The 19,741-nt window shown below is 28.7% G+C and carries 18 protein-coding genes; 11 read left to right on the top strand and 7 right to left on the bottom strand.

What is annotated here, in order from left to right:
* The first annotated feature begins 83 nt into the window (after positions 1-83).
* The 9 genes from AVANS_RS00150 to AVANS_RS00110 are packed head-to-tail and all read left to right on the top strand — an operon-like array spanning position 84 to position 9,707.
* Entirely contained in the window at positions 84-806 is a 723-nt protein-coding gene (locus AVANS_RS00150; RefSeq protein WP_239817664.1) for a hypothetical protein, read from the top strand.
* 10 nt (positions 807-816) lie between these two features.
* Complete coding sequence (locus AVANS_RS00145; RefSeq protein WP_239817663.1) at positions 817-1,674, top strand: electron transfer flavoprotein subunit alpha/FixB family protein; 858 nt, start codon at positions 817-819, stop codon at positions 1,672-1,674.
* 26 nt (positions 1,675-1,700) lie between these two features.
* Entirely contained in the window at positions 1,701-2,483 is a 783-nt protein-coding gene (locus AVANS_RS00140) for an enoyl-CoA hydratase-related protein (RefSeq protein ID WP_239817662.1), read from the top strand.
* Between the two features lie 2 nt (positions 2,484-2,485).
* Positions 2,486-3,991 carry an L-carnitine/gamma-butyrobetaine antiporter gene (gene caiT, locus AVANS_RS00135; RefSeq protein ID WP_239817661.1) on the top strand — a complete coding sequence of 502 codons (1,506 nt, stop codon included), beginning with the start codon at positions 2,486-2,488 and terminating at the stop codon, positions 3,989-3,991.
* Positions 3,992-4,012: 21 nt separating this feature from the next.
* Positions 4,013-5,146, top strand: coding sequence for a crotonobetainyl-CoA dehydrogenase (gene caiA / locus AVANS_RS00130; protein ID WP_239817660.1), 1,134 nt, complete (start codon positions 4,013-4,015; stop codon positions 5,144-5,146).
* Positions 5,147-5,157: 11 nt separating this feature from the next.
* A complete protein-coding gene (caiB, locus tag AVANS_RS00125; protein ID WP_239817659.1) occupies positions 5,158-6,363 on the top strand; it encodes an L-carnitine CoA-transferase in 1,206 nt (401 codons plus the stop codon).
* A gap of 2 nt (positions 6,364-6,365) precedes the next feature.
* The gene (locus AVANS_RS00120) at positions 6,366-8,069 is read left to right on the top strand and encodes an AMP-binding protein (RefSeq protein WP_239817658.1); all 1,704 of its coding nucleotides are present in this window, start codon (positions 6,366-6,368) and stop codon (positions 8,067-8,069) included.
* A complete protein-coding gene (locus AVANS_RS00115) occupies positions 8,056-9,384 on the top strand; it encodes an FAD-dependent oxidoreductase (RefSeq protein WP_239817657.1) in 1,329 nt (442 codons plus the stop codon). Before AVANS_RS00120 ends, AVANS_RS00115 begins: the two co-directional genes overlap by 14 nt.
* Positions 9,381-9,707: a ferredoxin family protein gene (locus tag AVANS_RS00110; protein ID WP_239817656.1), complete on the top strand. Its 327-nt coding sequence runs from the start codon at positions 9,381-9,383 to the stop codon at positions 9,705-9,707. Before AVANS_RS00115 ends, AVANS_RS00110 begins: the two co-directional genes overlap by 4 nt.
* Before the next feature lie 9 nt (positions 9,708-9,716).
* Here the strand turns inward: AVANS_RS00110 and AVANS_RS00105 are convergent, their stop codons facing one another.
* From AVANS_RS00105 to AVANS_RS00075, 7 genes are all read right to left on the bottom strand, one after another.
* Entirely contained in the window at positions 9,717-10,007 is a 291-nt protein-coding gene (locus AVANS_RS00105; RefSeq protein ID WP_239817655.1) for a metalloregulator ArsR/SmtB family transcription factor, read from the bottom strand.
* 134 nt (positions 10,008-10,141) lie between these two features.
* A complete protein-coding gene (locus tag AVANS_RS00100; RefSeq protein WP_239817654.1) occupies positions 10,142-10,918 on the bottom strand; it encodes an RsiV family protein in 777 nt (258 codons plus the stop codon).
* A 122-nt stretch (positions 10,919-11,040) separates the two neighbouring features.
* Positions 11,041-11,907, bottom strand: coding sequence for a hypothetical protein (locus AVANS_RS00095; RefSeq protein ID WP_239817653.1), 867 nt, complete (start codon positions 11,905-11,907; stop codon positions 11,041-11,043).
* Positions 11,892-12,527, bottom strand: a complete 636-nt coding sequence (locus AVANS_RS00090; protein ID WP_239817652.1) for a hypothetical protein — start codon at positions 12,525-12,527, stop codon at positions 11,892-11,894. The genes AVANS_RS00095 and AVANS_RS00090 overlap by 16 nt, the downstream gene beginning before the upstream one ends.
* Complete coding sequence (locus AVANS_RS00085) at positions 12,512-13,165, bottom strand: hypothetical protein (RefSeq protein ID WP_239817651.1); 654 nt, start codon at positions 13,163-13,165, stop codon at positions 12,512-12,514. Before AVANS_RS00085 ends, AVANS_RS00090 begins: the two co-directional genes overlap by 16 nt.
* A gap of 31 nt (positions 13,166-13,196) precedes the next feature.
* Positions 13,197-14,756: a glycosyltransferase gene (locus tag AVANS_RS00080; RefSeq protein ID WP_239817650.1), complete on the bottom strand. Its 1,560-nt coding sequence runs from the start codon at positions 14,754-14,756 to the stop codon at positions 13,197-13,199.
* Positions 14,747-17,122 (bottom strand): ribonucleoside-diphosphate reductase subunit alpha, encoded by a 2,376-nt coding sequence (locus AVANS_RS00075; protein ID WP_239817649.1) that lies wholly within the window; start codon positions 17,120-17,122, stop codon positions 14,747-14,749. The genes AVANS_RS00080 and AVANS_RS00075 overlap by 10 nt, the downstream gene beginning before the upstream one ends.
* Before the next feature lie 137 nt (positions 17,123-17,259).
* Between AVANS_RS00075 and AVANS_RS00070 the strand changes: the two genes are divergently transcribed.
* On the top strand, positions 17,260-18,141 hold the full coding sequence (locus AVANS_RS00070) for an RNA pseudouridine synthase (RefSeq protein WP_239818557.1): 882 nt from the start codon (positions 17,260-17,262) through the stop codon (positions 18,139-18,141).
* Between the two features lie 191 nt (positions 18,142-18,332).
* Entirely contained in the window at positions 18,333-19,739 is a 1,407-nt protein-coding gene (locus tag AVANS_RS00065; protein ID WP_239817648.1) for a hypothetical protein, read from the top strand.
* Positions 19,740-19,741: the final 2 nt, after the last annotated feature.

Here is a 19,741-nt window from a genome sequence, read left to right as displayed (position 1 = left end):
ACAAGGAAAAAAATATATAATTGAAAAACTTATATTTAAAATTTAATATTTTAAATTAAGATTAAATTAAAAAAGGAGATTTTATGAATATTTTAGTTTGCACTAAAATTGTTTTAGATGAAGAAGAATTAAAATTTTCAAATGGTGAATTAGATCAGACTTCTAATTTAAAAATTTCTAACTTTGATTTAAGCGCAATTGAATGTGCTTTATCAATTAAAGAAAAAAATGCTGATTGCAAAATCATAGGAGTTTATGTTGGCGAAAGTCTAAATTCAAAACTTAGTAAAGATTTACTAAGCCGTGGCTTAGATGAGTTAATTAATTTAAAAGGCGTTGCAGTTGATAGCATAAGTGCAGCAAATGCAGTTTGCGAATACGCAAAAAGTATTGATGCAAAAATTATAATCACTGGTTCAAATTCTTCTGATTTATTTCAAGGAATATTTGCACCTTTTCTGGCTGCAAAATTAGATGCTGCATATGCAGGTAATGTAAGTGCTATTAATGCTGTTTCAAATATTGTAGATTTAAATACTAGTGATTCTTTAAACGAAAGTCATCTTAATTTAGACCTACCTGCTGTGCTTAGTATAAATCCTGAATATTATGAAGCAAAAATACCTGGTATGAAAGCTATATTACAAGCTGCTAAAAAACCAAGCAGCGAAATTGCTGCTAGTAATAATGTATCAAAAATTACTACATTAAAAATAGAAGCTCCGAAATCAAAAGATAGAGCAAAACAAATATTTGAATTAAAAGACTTTGAGAATTTCAAATCGGAATTTGAAAAATTATTATAAGGAGCAAGATATGAAAATTTATGTATTTACAAACGAAATTGATACCTTAAAAAAGATTAGTAATTTAGGTAATATTGACACTCACTATTGCACTGAAAGCATACAAAGTATTGCAGAAAATCAAATTAAGTTTAACATTGCTAATGGTGCTAGCATTAATGATTGTGCAAAAAGCATTGCTGAAGATTTAAAAAATCAAGATGTATTATTTATCACCTCATCAGCTAATAAAGATTTAGCAGCTTTAGTTGCTGGATATTTAGACGCTCCTATTGTTAGTGATGTATCAACTATAGATTTAAGCAATGGGGTAAAAACTACTAATATTGTTTATGGTGGTGCTGCTATTAGAACAAGTGAGCTTACAGGAAATGAAAAAATAATCTCTTTAAGCGCAAACTACGCAGCAAACGAAAACGAAATAGCTTTAAAAGATGTAAATGCAACAACAAAAGAAATCTCAGCTAATAAAGTAAAAGTTTTAAGTGTTAATAAAAAAGTAAATAACGATGTAGATTTAAGTAAAGCAAAAATTATTGTTGCAGTTGGTCGTGGTTTTGCTCAAAAAGAAGATTTAGATTTAGCATATAAATTAGCTGAAAAACTAGGCGCACAAATTGCATGCTCAAGACCTATAGCAGAAACTGAAAAATGGATAGATAAATCTCGCTATATAGGTATTAGCGCAAACATTATTGCACCTGATTTATATATTGCTATAGGTATTAGCGGACAAGTTCAGCATTTAGTAGGTTGTGTAAATTCTAAAAAAATCGTAGTTATCAATAAAGATGACAAAGCACCATTCTTTGAATCTGCAGATTTAGGAATTGTCGGTGATTTAAAAGAAGTTTTAAAAAACTTATAAAAAAGTATTAATTTAAAGGAGTAGTTATGGTTTATTTTGAAAATGAAGGTTTAAAGTGTGAATTAAACGATGGAATTTTAATTATGAAAATTAATCGTGAAAATAAAGCAAACGCACTAAATCACGAAACAAGTTATGCAATGGAAGATGTTTTAAATCGTGCAGAGCTTGATAAAGATGTAAGAGTTATTATAATAACAGGTGCTGGACCAAAAGCATTTTGCGCAGGAGAAGACTTAAGTGAGCTTAGTGGAAGTGGCGAATGTGCTACAGTTACACCACATGGCTTCGGTGGTATTACGAATCGCCTTAGCAAAAAGCCAATCATAGCTGCAGTAAATGGCTTTGCAGTAGGTGGCGGTATGGAAATAGCTATGAGTTGTGATTTAATCATAGCAGCAGAAAATGCTAAATTTGGTTTAACTGAAGTTAAAGTTGGACTTATTGCATCAACTGGCGGTCTTGTAAGACTTGCAAGAGATATCCCTACAAAACTTGCAATGGAAATGATGCTAACAGGTCGTGTAATTAAAGCTGATGAAGCTTTAAAATATAATCTTATTAATAAAGTAGTTCCACAAGATGAGCTCATGAATGAAGCTTTAGAATTAGCTAAGACAATTACAAAAAATGCTCCATTATCACTTGAGTTTTCAAAAATGATTTTCCACAGAGCAAAACAAATGAGCCTTGAAGATGCAACTGCATATTGTGATATAGCATATCGTTTTATAGAAAAAACAGCAGATGGAATTGAAGGTCCTAAAGCCTTCGTTGAAAAGCGTGAGCCTGTTTGGCAAGGAAAATAATCATGGTAGAAAAAAGAGGAATAGAACCTAAAGTATTTTTTCCTTCACTTTTTGTGGTAATTCTTTTAGGTTGGTGGGTTATAAGTGATTTAGATGCTGCTAATGCAACTATAAATAAAACCTTTGATTTTGTTACTCAAAAGTTTGGGTTTTTATTTGAATGGTATATGGTAGCTATGTTGGCTGGATTTTTTTGGCTAGTATTTGGACCTTTAAGTAAAAGAAAACTAGGAGATGGAGATCCTGAATACAGCACTATTTCTTGGGTATTTATGATGTTTGCAAGTTGCACTAGTGCGGCTATTATTTATTGGGCTGTTTTAGAAGTTTATTATTATTCTGTTTCTATGCCATTTGGGTATGAAAAAATGAGTTATGAAGCTATGGATATGGGACTTCCGTACTCAATGTTTCACTGGGGACCTTTACCTTGGGCTTCTTATGCACTTTTAACAATTGCATTTGGTTATTTTATGTTTGTTAAAAAAATGGACACTATTCGCCCTTCAGGAACGCTAGCACCTGCAATAGGTGAAAAACTAGCTAATGGTTGGTTAGGAACTATAATTGACAACGTTTATGTAGTTTGCTTAATTTTAGCAATGGGAACTTCACTAGGTCTTGCAACTCCTATTGTAACTGAATGTATGCAATGGTTATTTGGAATAGAGCATACTTTAATGCTAGATGCAACGATAGTTTCATGCTGGGTTGTATTTAACGCAATTTGTGTAGCTTTTGGTATTTCTAAAGGTATTAAAATTGCAAGCGATATTAGAACATATTTAATGATTATTATGCTTGGATATGTGTTTATATTAGGCTCTACTACATTTATGCTTAATTATTTTACTGATAGTGTTGGTATATTTATTACAAACTTTGCAAAAATGATATTTTATACAGATGGTATTCGTGGCAATGGTTTCCCACAAGCTTGGACAGTGTTTTACTGGTGCTGGTATATAGTTTATGGAATTTCAATGAGTATTTTCTTAGCTCGTATTAGTAAAGGTAGAACAATAGGACAGCTTTGTATAGGAATTGTTGCAGGAATTAGTGCTTCAACTTGGATTATGTGGGGTATTTTAGGTGGAAATACAATGCATTTAATGGTAACAAAAGGTCTTGATATCCCTGCAATTATTGAAAAATCAGGAGCTTTTAGAGCTGTAATTGAAACTTGGGCAACACTTCCTATGCCTACTGTTTGTATTTTTGGCTTCTTTATTTTTGCATTCATTGCAACTATTACTTTAATCAACGGATGTGCATATACTCTAGCAATGAGTACTTGCAAAGGTGTAAAAGAAGATGAAGAACCACCTCTATTTATAAGAATAGGTTGGAGTATTTTAGTAGGAGTTGTTGGAGTTACATTGCTAGCACTTGGTGGATTAAAACCTATACAAACAGCAATTATAGTTGGGGGTTGCCCTTTATTTTTCGTAAATATTTTAATTATCTATGCGTTTTTAAAAGACGCTAAAAAAATGAATTGGTTTTAAAAATTATTAAAGGAGAAAATTATGGATTTTAGATTAAACGAAGAACAAGAATTATTCGTAGCAGGCATTAAAGAATATATGACTAGTAGAAACTGGGAAAGCTATTTTGCAGAGTGTGATGAAAAACACGAATATCCTATTGAGTGGGTTAAAGGTTTGGCAGAACTTGGCGTTGATACTATGCTTTTAGATGAAGAGCATGGCGGAATGGGTGCAAGTATGGTAACTCTAACTGCTATTTGGGAAGAGCTAGGCAGACACGGCGCACCTACTTATGTATTGTATCAATTGCCAGGATTTGGAACTATCTTAAGATATGGAACACAAGAGCAAATTGATAAAATATTTGCATTCCGCGGAACAGGTAAGCAAATGTTTAATAGTGCTATTACAGAACCTATGGCAGGAAGCGATGTTGGAAGTCTTAAAACAACTTATACAAGAAAAGATGGCAAGATTTATTTAAACGGACAAAAATGCTTTATTACAAGCTCATTACATACTCCTTATTTAATAGTAATGGCAAGAGATGGTTCAAGTGAAAAGCCTATTTATTCTGAGTTTTTTGTAGATATGAGTAAGGCTGGTATTAAAGTAACTCCTCTTGATAAGCTTGGTCTTAGAATGGATAGCTGCTGCGAGATTACATTTACAGATGTAGAACTTGAAGAAAAAGACTTCTTTGGAAAAGAAGGAGAAGGCTTTAATAGAGTTAAAGAAGAATTTGATGCTGAAAGATTTTTAGTTGCTTGCACAAATTATGGCGTAGCTTTATGTGCTTTTGAAGATGCTTGCAAATATGCAAATGTTAGAGTTCAATTTGGCGAAGCTATCGGAAGAACTCAATTAATTCAAGAAAAAGTAGCTTTCATGGCAATGAAACTTAACTCTATGAAAAATATGATTTATGAATGCGCTTGGAAAATGGATGAAGGCATTGCTAATTCAGGAGATAGTGCAATGTGCAAATACTATTGTGCTAATGAAGCGTTTAACGTAATTGATACAGCGATGCAAATTCTTGGTGGAATTGGCGTAACAGGTCATAGAGTAGGAAGATTTTGGAGAGATTTAAGAATAGATAGATTAAGTGGTGGTAGTGATGAAATGCAAATCCTTACACTTGGTCGTGCAATATTAAAACAATACAGATAAAGGAGTTTAAAATGAATACACCTAAATTTGGTCCATTAAGTGGGGTAAGAGTAGTTTTCTCAGCTATTGAAATAGCTGGGCCATTTGCGGCACAAACTTTAGCAGAATGGGGAGCTGAAGTTATTTGGATTGAGCATAGTAAATATGCTGATACTATTAGAGTTCAACCAAATTATCCAGAACTTAGTAGAAGGAATTTATATGCACTAAGCCTAAATATTTTTAGCGAAGAAGGCAAAGAAGTTTTTTATGATTTAATAAAAACAGCTGATATTTTTATTGAAGCTAGTAAAGGCCCTGCATTTGCTAGCAAAGGTATAACAGATGAAGTTTTATGGTCTTATAAAAAAGACTTAGTAATAGCACATTTGAGTGGCTTTGGTCAATTTGGTGATGATTATCATACAAACCTTGCAGCTTATAATACAATAGCTCAGGCATTTTCAGGATATTTAATCCAAAATGGAGATATCAATCAACCTATGCCAGCATTCCCTTATACAGCTGATTATATGGTAGGTCTTACTGCGACTGCATCATGCCTTGCAGCACTACATAAAGCAAAAGCAACAGGTGTAGGCGAGAGCATTGATGTTTGTATGTATGAAGTAATGCTTAGGGTTGGACAATACTATATGATGGATTACTTTAATGGCGGAGAAATGTGCCCTAGAATGATTAAAGGAAAAGATCCATTATATGCAGGTTGTGGATTATATAAATGCGCTGATGGTTATATTGTATTTGAAGTAGTTGGTGGCTATCAAGTAAGTGAAATTTTTAAAGACTTAGGCATAGGAGAATTAATAGGCACCGAAGAATATCCAGAAGGTATTCAACTAATTTCAAGAAAAACTAGCAAAGCTGCTTTATTTGAAGAAAAACTTGATGAGTATTTTGGCAAATTAAATGTAAAAGATGCGCTTGATTATTTAAAGAGCAAAAAAATTGCAGGTGCAAAAGTTCTTGAAGTTAGCGAATTAGAAGGCAATTCTCAATATATTGCAAGAAATAGCATTATCACTTGGGAAAATGAAAAAGGTAAAACCGTTAAAGGTCCAAACATTATGCCAAGATTTAAAAACAATCCTTGCAAAGTATGGAGAGCAATGCCAGGCTATGGAAAAGACACTAAAGATATTTTAAGTAGCATTGGTATTAGTGAAGAAAGAATTAATAAACTAGCAGAAGATAAGATTATTAATTGCGGTAAATAAAAATGCAAATAGTAAGCGAAAAAAACTTAGCTCATTTTTTAGAGTTAAAAGCAAAAAATGCTAAAGTAGATGATTCTACTTTAGCCTCTTCTTTAAAAAGCCTTTGTTTTGTTTATGATGAATGCGAAGCTAATTATGAAAATGCTTATCTTGATAATTACGAAAACTTTGATGAGTATTTTATAAATAATGCAAAATTAATTGATGGTTATTTTCAGGTTGGACAATTTATAAAAGCCGTAAATTACAAACAATTAAACGATTTAGCAAACCAATGTGCTAATTATTTTAAAGAATTAGGCTTAAAGCAAGGGGATAAACTAGGACTAATGGTTTATAACTCTTTTGAGTTTGCAATTACCTTTTTTGCTAGTTTTAAATTAGGTTTAGTTTTAGTTCCTATAAATGCTTTATTTGCTTATGATGATGCTAAATATATAATAGATAAAACTAAATTATCTTACATTGTATTAGAAAAAGAATTTCAAGATAATTTCAAACTTGATATTAATACAATAATTAAAGAAAATTTATTAGAAAATATTAAAAATAAATCAAAAGAATTTGAAATAGGAATTACAAATTGCGATGATTTAGCGATGATATTATTTACTTCAGGAACTACAAGTAAGCCAAAGGGCTGTAAATTAACTCATTATAATTTACTTTATGCAAGTCATTTTACTTCAGCTCAAATAGGCTTAAGAAATGGTGATATTTTTGCAACTTCAATGCCAAATTGGCATATAGATTTATTAGCAACTGCATTTATGCCAAGCCTTAGAGCTAATGCTAGATTTGTTTTATTTAATAGATTTTCTGCTAGAAGATTTTGGCAACAATTAGTATTTTTTAAAGCAAATATCAGCGAAGTTGTTCCAAAAATGATAGAAGTAATAAAATTACAAAAACCATTTTTAAGAGAAGACAAACACAGCCTTAGATTTTTATTATATTTTTTAAATATGAGCGATAAAAAATATCTTGAATTTAAAGCTAGATTTAAAACCGACCTTTTTACTAGCTATGGACTTAGCGAAAGCATAGTTGGAATTATCGGAGATAACCATTATGAAGAATTTAAATTCGGAAAGTTGGGTAAGGTTTATTTTGGCGTAGATGTAATTATTGCGGATAGAAAAGATAATAAATTAATACCTTTAAAAGCTAATGAAATAGGTGAAATTTGTATAAAAGCAAGAATGGGTAAAGAGATTTTTGCAGGTTATTATGAAGATGAAGAAGCTACCAAAGAAGCTTTTTGTGATGGTTATTTTTTAACGAAAGATTTAGGCTTTTATGATGAAGAAGGTTTGTTTTATTTTTATTCAAGAAATAAAGACTTAATCAAAATAAATGGAGAAAATGTTAGCGCTATTGAATTAGAAAATAAATTATGCGAACATGAAGCTGTTAAAAATGCCTGTATTATAGCCGCTTGTGATGATATTAGCTGTGATTTAATTATTGCTATTGTTGAATTAAATAATAACGAAGGCATTAATTATAAACAAGATTCAAAAGATTTAATGAGTGCTATCTTAGATGAGAACTTAAAAAACTTAAAAAAAGACATATTAAAAATCAACAATAATCTTACGAGTTTTAAAAGAATCAGAGATATTGTTTTTGTAAAAAATTTACCTTACAACCACATAGGTAAAGTTTGTAAAAATATTTTAGGAGAAGTTTATGGAAGAATTTGATGTGATTGTAGTAGGTGGTGGTATAAGTGGGCTTATTTGTGCTTATACACTAGCTCAAAAAGAATTAAGCGTAGTTTTGTTTGAGCGTGCAGATATAGGGACTAAAAATGTTTCTGGTGGAAGACTTTATGCACATACATTAAGAGGTATTGAAGGATTAGAAGATTTTGATACAGCTTGTGAAAGAGCTATTGTTTGTGAAAAATTAGGCTTTATGGATGATGAAAGCACTTTTATGATGGAGAGTAGAACTACACTTAGTGATGATAAATTTTCAAACTCTTATAGCGTTTTACAAAATAAATTTTTAAATTATCTTTCTAATAAATGCGAAGAATTAGGAGTGATGGTTGCTAGCAATGTTTTAGTAGATGATTTGTTAGTTAAACTAGAAAACGGCGAAATAGTTAAATCAAGTTCATTAAATAGAGCACTTAGTAGTAATGAAAGTGTAGTAGGTATTAAAGCTGGCGAAGATGAAATGAATGCAAAATATGTAGTTTTAGCTGAAGGTTTAAACTCATTGTTAGCACAAAGCATTGATTTACATGCAAGTAATGATGGTAATAATAGCTTTATAGGCAAAAACTATGCTTTAGGGATAAAAGAAGTAATTGAGCTTCCTGTTAGTTCAAGATTTGCTTTAAACGATAAAGAAGGATTAGCAGCGCTTTATGCAGGAAAAGCTAGTGATTATTTAATGGGTGGTGGATTTTTATATACTAATGAAAATACTATTTCTCTTGGTTGTGTTATAGGACTTGGAAGAAATATGAATAAAAAAAGCCATGAAATATTTGAAGATTTCAAAAATCATCCAAGCATTGCTCCTATTATTAAAGATGGAAAAACTTTAGAATATAGTGCAAAATTAGTTCCTGAAGGTGGATTTAATGCGATGAGCAAATTAGGAGCTAATGGTGTTTTGGTAGTAGGAGATGCTGCTGGTTTTTGTATGAATCTTGGCTATACCGTGCGTGGAATGGATTTAGCAATTATGTCAGCAAAAAATGCTGCTCTTGCTATATCAACAGCTATTAATGAGAATAAAAATGCTTTAGAAGCTTATAAAGTTAATTTAGAAAAAGAAGGGTCTTTTTTAGATTTTAAACAATTTAATCAAGTAGGAGAATTTTTAGAGCATAACGAAAGAATGTTTAATAACTATCCAAAAGAATTAAATATCTTAATGAAAAGTCTATTTAAAATAGATGGCAAAAGCGAACCTATAAAAGCAAAAGTTATGAGATTTGTAAAATCAATCGGAGTTATTAATTTAATCAAAGACGCATGGAAAGGAAGCAAGGTATTATGAATATAGATGAGAAATTAGGACTTAATAAATTTAATATTGATGAAGAAAATGCTCATATCATAGTAAATGATATAGATAGTTCATTAGCAAAAGCATTATGTGATATTTGCCCTGCAAATTTATATAAATTAGAAGAAAATGTTCTTAAATTTGATTATGCCGGTTGTCTTGAATGTGGAACTTGCAAAATGGTATCTTGCATATATGCAAACCAAAAAAATGAAACAACAAGCACAATGGCAAGTGCAAATAACTGCGGAAAATTACTAAAACAATGGAAAGTTCCTAATGCGAGTTTTGGAGTAATGTATAGATACGGATAAGTTTTAAACTTATCCTTCTTCTGCAACAAATTCTGGAGTTTCTATGTTTAAGCTTTGTATAAGTTTATTTAGCTCTTCATCCATATTACTTTCATAATAAGCCCAAGTGCCAACTCTTTTTACTTTTAACAAATTAGCTTCTTTCAGTATTTTTAAATGTCTTGAGATTCTTGATTGACTCATATCAAACGACCTACACATATCACAAACGCATAAAGGTCCATTTTTGATTAAAAAAGCAGTAAGTGCTATTCTAGTCTCATCATTAAGTGCTGAAATTCTTTTTAATAATTCTGTCATTTATTCTCCATATATATTTAATTAAATATATCATTATATATAATTTTTACTTTCAAATTGATTAAACTTATTTTATTATTAAAAAATTGTAACAATTTTGTAAAAATAGGAAAGCTAATTCCTATTTCAAATTCTTAGATTATTTTATTATCTTTTAGAAGTTTTAAAAAATCATCTTTTAAAAATGCTTTAATTTCATCAAAACTCAAGCGAACTTTTATATATCCACTTGCGTATGAAAATAATTCATAAGGGCTATATGAAAACACAATACCTAAATTATCAAAATAAAAATTATCTACTTCCAAAGGACCAAAAAATTTATTATTTTTCTCTGCGTGATTTGTTTTGTTTTGGAAATCTCTTATTTTTTTAGTAATTTTTTCTTTTAATTTATCTATATCCTTAAATGCGTTTTTTGAAGTAATTACTTTACTATCTTTATCCAAAATTGCAAATTTTACAAAGTGCATAGGATGAGCACCTTTATTGTCTTCAATAAGCTGAAAGCGAACGCTTGTTAAATCGTTTTTAGCATATACAACATCTTCTGTGATTTGTAATGTTCCAAAATGATTTAAGCTTTGTGCGAAAAAATCATTTAAATTTAATTCTTCTTTTTTGTCACCGCTTAAGTAACGAATCTTAAAAGTTTCATCTTTAGTGCTTAAGCTAATACTATCGTATTTAACCCCTATTGCTTTATTAGTATTAAAGTCAATCTTTTCGCTTATTAAATCATTGCAAGCAAAACAAACATCATCTTTCATAATATTCATAGCACTAATAAACTCAACCTTATCTTTATGCTCGTTCATAGTAAAATAAGCGCTCTTATTATCATCTATCATCAAAAAACCTGCAGCATTTAAGCTCAGAGCAACTACACTTGAAATTAATATCTTTTTCATTCTAAACTCCTTTTAATAAAATATAATTTTATCAAAATTCTATAACGGTTGTTTCACGTGAAACAAAAATATGATGAATATTAATTGAAATAATTTTGGAATTTGAAATAGGAATTTAGATTTTATTTTTCACAAAATTCTTCAAATTCTTTAATAACACCCAATCTCAAATCCTTATAAAAAGCATCAATATGTCTTAATTTACTTATTATATTATTACACCTTTGTTTGATTACTAAGCTACCTTCAAGATCTTTTAATTTTTTATTTGTATCTTTTATAAACTCACAATTCTTACCTGTGTTTAGACATAATTCAAATGCTTTTTTGTTATATGATTTCAGTAATTCATCATCATTTTTTAATGCTAACTTTAAGTCACAATATTTACTAACGCCACCTTCACATATTTTGTTAGCATAAAATTTTTGTAATTTCTCATCGTTTTCTTTAATAGCAAGTGTTAGTTTTGCATAGCATGAGCCTAATCTAAAAGTGCTTTTTTTAGAGCTTTTATTTGCCTTAATCTCATCACAATATTCGCTAACATTTTTTAAAGGATTTGCTAATTCATAATGATAACAAGCGATATTATTTTTAAAACTATAACAATCATCTTCTAAGCTTTTTTTATCTAAAGTTTTAACATATTTGTTATATTCTTCAACACTACCTATACTTAAAAATCTGCCATCTTTAATTCTTTTGTAATAAAAATTTTGTGGTGGTTTTATGTAATCTATATTAAATAAATAATTAGCAGTATCAAGATATTCGCAAGCACCTGCAAAAAAAGGTCTACCGACATTTTTTTGTAAATAATCTTCACATATTTTTAAATTATTTTCATCATATAAAACAAACGAAGGGTGTTTTTTATAATAAGCCATTTCCATTTCACTTTTAAGCTCTTTATGAATAATATACATTGAAGTACAAGCTGATAAAACTAACAAAATTACAAAACTTATAATTAATCTAAAAACCATCCTAAATCCTTTAAATATCTTTCACATCTTTTGTACTCATCTTTTTGTGATTTTATTGAATAACTGTTATAACAATTTCTTTTATCGGGGTTATTTTTATTACAAAAATTACTCGGGTTGCTTATCTCTTCGTATTTGGCTTTTAGTATTTCGTATTTGGCAAAATATGTTGATATGGTAGGCTCTTCTTTTTTACATAAACAATTTGAGCAATAATATCTATTGTAATAATAACAATCAAAAACATATCTTGTCGTAGAGTTGCAATCAAGCTCGGCTTCCTTAATATTTGCATATTTATCATCATAATACTTTACTAATTCATCTGAACTTAATTTTGTTCTATAACCCTTTTTTATAGCTAAGTCATAATATTCATACATTTTAGGATTTTTCATAGCTTGAAAAGTCTGAGCAATTTTAAAACATACATCAGCCCTATCGTCTTCATTTTTGCAAAGATAATCTAAAGTTTTAAAACCAAACTCAGGTGGCTTATAATATTTACCTTCTAGCCCATATTTAACCCCAATGCCAAGTGTATATCCTAAATATACCACTCTAGTGCAAGATGATAAAACTAACAAAACTATAAAACCTATAATTAATCTAAAAACCATCCGTATTTTCTCAAATAATTCTCACATTTTTTATAATCATTTTTTAGCGATTGTATATAAGTTTTACTAAGGCAATCCTTTTTATCAGCATTTTTTTGATTGCAAAGATTATTTGGGCTAGTTAGTTCTTCATATTCAGCCTTTAATCTTTCATATTTGGCATAATATGTTGAAATAGTCTTTTCTACTTTTTGACATCTAAGATAATTTTGTGAATATCTATTGTAATAATAACATTCTAAAACATCCTTCGTTAAAGAATTGCAATCTAAGTTATTAAAATCTTTATTATTTATAATTTTTGTATATTTATCATCATAGTATTTAACTAACTCTTCTGGGCTTAATTTTGTTTTAAGACCCTTTTTAATAGCTAATTCATAATATTCATACATTTTAGGATTTTTCATAATTTGAAAATTTTGAGCTGCTCTAAAACATGCATCAGCCCTATCATCAAAATCTTTACAAAGCTTGTCTAAAGTTTTAAGGTCATAAAAAGGAGGTTTATAGCTTTTAACTCCTTGTGAGTAATAACCACCAAAACCACTAAGTAAACCTAAATAAGACGCTCCTCTACAAGATGAAAAACTTAAAGAAATAATAAAAAGAGTAAGAATAAGAAAAATTCTTTTCACAAATCCTCCTTTTAAAATATATTTCTTAATCTTATACTTGTTTTAAGCCGTTATTACAAAAATCTTTATCATTTAATAATGTATCTAAATAAATTTTGTGATTTTGTTCTAAATTTCTTTCATTTTCTTTATGATATATATGATATGCTATAGCTTGATGTTTTAGTCTTTTTAATTTATAACCTTTATTTAAAAATCTTATTACAAATTCGCTATCTTCTCTTCCCCAGCCTTCAAAATCATTATTAAATCCGTTAATTGAGATAGCATCATCTTTATAAAAACCCATATTACAACCACGAATTCCTTTTATATATACTTTTTTACTATTTGGAGTTATTTTTGCAGTTTCTTTTAAATTATTACAAATATTTTTATCTATTTGTGAAATATATTTAATAATATTTGACAAAATCTTAATTTTCATAGCTTTAAAACTATTTAATTTTAATTTTATATTATTTTCTCTAATATTTTGCGAAATATTTTTATCTAAACAAATTCTACTGCCTTGTAAAAATACACCTTTTTCTGCATTATTTTTATAATTTTTTACAAATTCACTATCTACTAACATATCAGAATCAATAATAATTAAAAACTCTCCATTTGCTATTTTTATGGCGTTATTACGAGATCTTGATAATCTAAATCCTAAATCTTCTTGATAAGCATGTTTTAGTGGAATTTGATATTTGCTAAACTTTTCAATTATATCCCAGTTATCTCCACCATCATCAGCTATAATTATTTCATCTGGTAATGTAGTCATTTTAAAGACATATTCAAGGCACCTTGTTAGTGCTACTTTGTCATTGTAAGTTGTGATTATTAAAGAACAAGTTGGAATTTTTGCATCTTTTAATTTCACATATTTAAAAAAAGAACCCAAAGCATTACATAAACTTATAATAAATCCATTAAAACCATCTTTTATACCTAATTTTAAAAAGTAAAATTTAAAAAATGTAAAAAATCCATGGCTTATAGCTTTAAAAGTGCTAGTTTTTTTATTTTTATTATTTTGTGCATAAATTTCTGTGTATCTTTGTAATTTTGTTATTAAATCATATATTGATTTAAAAGCAAAATGGTGAAGATGAATATTTGTTTTTATTAATTGTGAATTATTTTTAATAACAATATTTTCATGAACATTAGCATCATTATAATTAGTATGAGTTTTATTAAAAATTCTAACTATATAATCAGGATAAAATCCGCAAGTTTTTATCCATTCATTTTTGTAATAATTTTTTCTACTTATAGCATAGATTTTTGTAGTATCACTAAAATCAAGATTTTTTAAAAGTTCTAAACTATTAAAATCTATTACTTCATCAGCATCAATGCAAAATATCCAATCATTACTAGCTTGATTTACAGCAAATTGTTTTAATTTGCCAAATCCTATGAATGGCGAGCTAAAAACTTTTACATTTTTAAATTCTTTTGCAATGCTAACGCTGTTATCAGTGCTTTCATTATCTACTAACACAACTTCATCAAAATCTACTAAAGCATTTAAACAACGCTTTAAATTTTTTTCTTCGTTTTTAGCGATAATGCAAACACTTATTTTCATTGACAACCTTCACATTCAATGCTTCTATCAACTGGTTTATTATCTAAATGCTCGCTTGCAGGGCTTTCGCTTCTTAAATAATAACAAGACTTAAGTCCTAGAGAATGTGCTAAGGTATAAATACTATTTAAATAGCCACCACTAGCTTTATCAAGGCTAACAAATATATTTAAGCTTTGTCCTTGATCTATCCATTTTTGGCGAATTGCTGCTGCACGAACTAAATCTCTTTGATCAAGCTCATAAGCTGTTACATAATATTGCCAAGTATCAAGACTTAGATTTGGCACAACGGTAGGTATCATTCCACTTAAGTTTTGTTCAAACCATTTTCTTTTATAAACAGGTTCAATTGTCTGAGTAGTACCAACTAAAATTGATATACTAGAAGTTGGAGCAATAGCCATTAAATAACCATTTCTCATACCTTGTTTATTAACTTTCTTTCTTAATTCATTCCAATCGCAGTTTGATTGATTGAATAAATTATCACCCATTGTTAGCATTTTTGCATTTTCGTTAGCTACATCAATAGGGAAAATTCCTTTACTCCAGTTACTTCCTTCATACTCAGGATAAATGCCCTTTTCTACTGCTAAATCACTACTTGCACTAATTGCTTCATAAGAAATGCTTTCCATAATTTTGTCAATTAACTCAAAGTGTTCGTTAGTTCCAAACATAACGCCTTTTTCTGCTAACATTTGTGCTTCACCCATAACACCTAAACCTATTGCACGAGATTTTAAGTTAGTGTTTTTTACTTTTGCGTGTGGGTAGAAATTAAGCTCAATAACATTATCTAACATTCTTATTGCAATAGGAACAACTCTTTTAATATCTTCTTCTGTGTTTATTTTGCTTAGATTTATACTAGCAAGGTTACAAACAGCAGTTCTACCTTCATCATATTCTTTTTCTACAATATAAACTTTTTTACCATTTAAAGTATCTAAACTACTTAATTTCTTAGCAGTTTTGATTTGAGAATTATCAAGCTTTAAGATTTCATTTTCTTCATATACGCTTACGCTACCATCTTCAAATGTTGCTTTAATTTTATAATGATTTGGATCAGTATTTTGAAAAATCTCGGTGCATAGGTTTGAACTTCTGATAAGACCTGTGTGAGAATTTGGGTTAGCTTTGTTAGCATTATCTTTAAAACATAAAAATGGCATACCGCTTTCAAAGTAATTTGTTAAAATCTTTTTCCAAAGTTCTTTTGCATCCATTACTTCTTTTACTATGCTCTCATCTTTTTCAAGTCTTTCATACTCTAATTCAAATTCTTTTCCATATAAATTACATAATTGTGGAGTATCAAATGGATCAAATAAAGTCCATTTTGCATTATCTTTAACCCTTTTCATAAATAAATCATTTATCCATAAAGCAGGGAATAATTCGTGAGCTCTTCTTCTTTCTTCTCCACTATTTTTTCTAAGGTCAATAAAATCACAAACATCCATATGCCAAGGCTCAATATAAACAGAAATAGCACCTTTTCTAGTTCCTAACTGATCAACTGCAACTGCAATATCATTTGTAATTTTTAAAAATGGAATAATTCCACCCGCTGCGTTTTTGTGTCCGTCTATACTACCACCCATAGCACGAACCATACTCCAATCCCAGCCTATTCCACCGCCAAATTTTGACAATAACGCCATTTCTTTGTAAGAATCAAAAATACCTTCTATATTATCAGGAGTTGAGCCTATATAACAACTTGAAAGCTGATGTCTTGTAGTTCTTGCATTACTTAGTGTTGGAGTTGCACACATTACTTCAAATTTAGAAATTAAATCATAAAATTTCTTAGCCCATTCTTGCCTATTTAATTCGTTTTGAGCTAAAAACATAGCAATAGCCATAAACATATGTTGTGGTAATTCAATAGGATTACCTTTATTATCTTTTATTAAATATCTATCATAAAGGGTTTTTATACCTAAATAGGTAAATTGTAAATCACGCTCAGGTTTTATATAAGCATTTAAATCATCTAAATCATACTTTTCTTTAAGACCTAAAAATAATCTTCCAGCTTTTTCTCCACGCTCAAAATATTCTCTTAAATGAACATATTCTTTTTGTGGATTAACTTTATGATATAGATCATACAAAAATAATCTTGCAGCAACAAAAGTCCAATTTGGTCTATCTATATCTATTTTATCTACTGCTGTTTTTATTAAAGTATTTTGGATTTCTTCAGAAGTTATCATATCTCTAAACTGGATTTTCGCATCAACTTCAAGCTCACTTTGGCTCACATTTTCTAAGCCTTCTGTTGCTAAAGTTGTATATTTTTTAATTTTAGAAATATCTAATTCTTCTACTCTTCCTGTTCTTTTTACTACCTTCATGATTGATTGTTTGTCCTTTGTGAATTTTAAAAAAGAATGTATTATAATAAGTAGAGATAAAATATAGGTTAAAAAAAGTGGGATATTTATACAAAAAATTTTTTACTAGCGAAAATAAAAAAGCTTATCAATTAGTAATGCAAAATTTAAATTATGATTTAAAAAAAGCACAAAGATTTTGTGATAAAAATCGTGTTATTATTTTTAAAAATAATGTTAGCAAAAACCTTTTAAATACTTTAAATATAGATGAAATAAATTTAAACGATATTGAAATATGTAAAAAAAATAGCGTTATTAATGGTGAGTTTTATTTATTAGTTTATGAATGTTTTAGTTTGGATTTAAAACCTATTTTTGAAAATGAAGATTTTGCTGTTTTTAACAAACCAAGTGGGGTTTTATCTCATCCAAATGGAAGAAATTGTGAGTATTCTTTAAATGATGAAATCTGGCAAAAATATGGAGAAAATGCTAGCGTAGCTCATAGGCTAGATGCAGCTACAAGCGGGCTTATACTCGTTGCAAAAAATAAAATCGCTAACAAAGAATTAAAAGAACTCTTTGCAAAACAAGAAGTTTATAAAGAATATTTAGCTTTAGTTTGTGGAAATATTGAATATGATTTTTGTGTTAGTGCAAGACTAAAAAACGATGAAGATTTAAAAAACAAAATGCTAGTATCAAAAGATGGAAAAATATCAAAATCACAATTTTGTGTTATTAAAAATTATCCTAAACATACACTTTTAAAAGCAATTCCACTAACAGGAAGACAACATCAATTAAGACTTCATCTATATTACTCAGGACATAAAATTGCAGGTGATACTCTTTATGGACTAAGTAACGAAGAAGCAAGAAATATTTTAGACAAAAAAATAATAAACATAAAAGAGCTTTGTGGAGCAAGTAGGCTTTGTCTTCATTCGGCAAGACTTAAATTTACTTATAAAAATCAAAATTATGATTTTATAAATAATGATATAGAAAATGAATTTTTAGGAGCGATTAAATGAGTGGATTAGATTTATTTCAATATATATTTATGGGTGCTGTTTGTGTTTGTGGAGTAGTTGGTATAATAGTAGTTATTTTAAATGAAAAGAAAAAATAGAATTTGAATTAGGAATTTCAAAATGTTTCACGTGAAACAAAAAATCAAATTCCTATTTTAAATTCTAATTTTAAAACAAAAGTGGGGGTTTGTATGAAAAAATTATTTTTAATCATTGTTTTAGTATTTAATTTACATGCTTTAAATAATCAAGCAAATTTAAAGAACTTAAAAAATTTTTTAAATCAATTAGGCGATACATTTGAGTATAAAATAGAATATAAAAATCTTAAATGTGAAAATTATTACAATGAAAGCTATGAAGATGTAGGAAGCTATTGCAAGGCAACAGATTTAAAACTAACGGATAGAGATGGAAAAATTTTCTTAGAAGATGCCAAATTAACAGCAGAAGTTATATCAAAAGGCTCAATATATATAAAAATAAAAGATTTTAAAGAACCGATTTTAGACAATATTACTGAGATTCATGTCGGACTATCTTTAAAAGAGAAAAAATTTTATGTAACTCTTCAAAAGCCTGATAATATCACAGTAAAAGTTACATTTGATATATATCATACGCTAACCGAAGGATACAAAATTAAAAATGACAAAAGGATTCCTATTTATGGCGATGAAAATATAAAATATCTTTGGGTGGGCGCAGGTGAAATTTATGTATCTTTAAGCAGATATTATTTAGGTAAATTAGATGTTGATAAAGTACTTGAAAAGTTTCTGAGTAATTTTAAAGAAGGAACTTTATATAGAAAAGATAGAATAATTCTAAAAAAAGATTTAGAAGAATTTAAAGAGCTAGAAAGACCATCAATTACTATAGCTTATAAATATAGCCTCGGCAATAGTCTGTATAGAATAATCAAAGAAATAAAAGAAGGCAAAGCTTTTGCTACAAATATACGCTATTTTGAAATAATAAAAAAATTAGAAATAGATAGCACAGGTTATACTAATGGTATGGTGTGGCGTGAAGATTTTATGCTAAATGAGAGTATAAAAAGATTTAAAGAGCTAGGCATTGATTTAGTTTATGATGAAAGAACTTGCATTAAGATTTGCAAGCTTAAAAATGTCCGCCTTATAAAAGATGGTGAAATTTTAGCAAGTGCAAGAGAAGTTTTAAATCATGAATATTATGAATTTTTGATTTTTGATGCAAAATTCAATCCGAAATTTATAAAATCACTAAAACTAAAAAGCAAGACCAAAAAGCTACTAAATGAGCCTATAAATTCAATTAGATTTAGAATAAGCAATCAAGGACTTCACTGGCCTGAAAACTTATGTAGAATAAGTATTGATTTTAGGATAGATGATAAAGTTAGTATAGATTATTATTTAAAATTATTACATAAAGGCTCTATGCAAGATTGCATTACAGATTTTATTAGTAAGCAAGGCGATTTTAAGCTTAAAATTGAATTATTTGAATTTCAAAAAAACGTGCCAGAAGCCTTAGACTTTTTGAAAAACTATCCTATCATAAATGATGAAAAAGTATATGAAGAAGCTTTAAAAAATGTTTTTAAGCCTTAAAA

Origin of the sequence: Campylobacter sp. RM5004, from assembly GCF_022369455.1 — a bacterium.
Lineage (GTDB): Bacteria > Campylobacterota > Campylobacteria > Campylobacterales > Campylobacteraceae > Campylobacter_E.
Note: the sequence above shows the minus strand (reverse complement) of the source record. Positions and strands in the feature narration are given on the sequence as shown.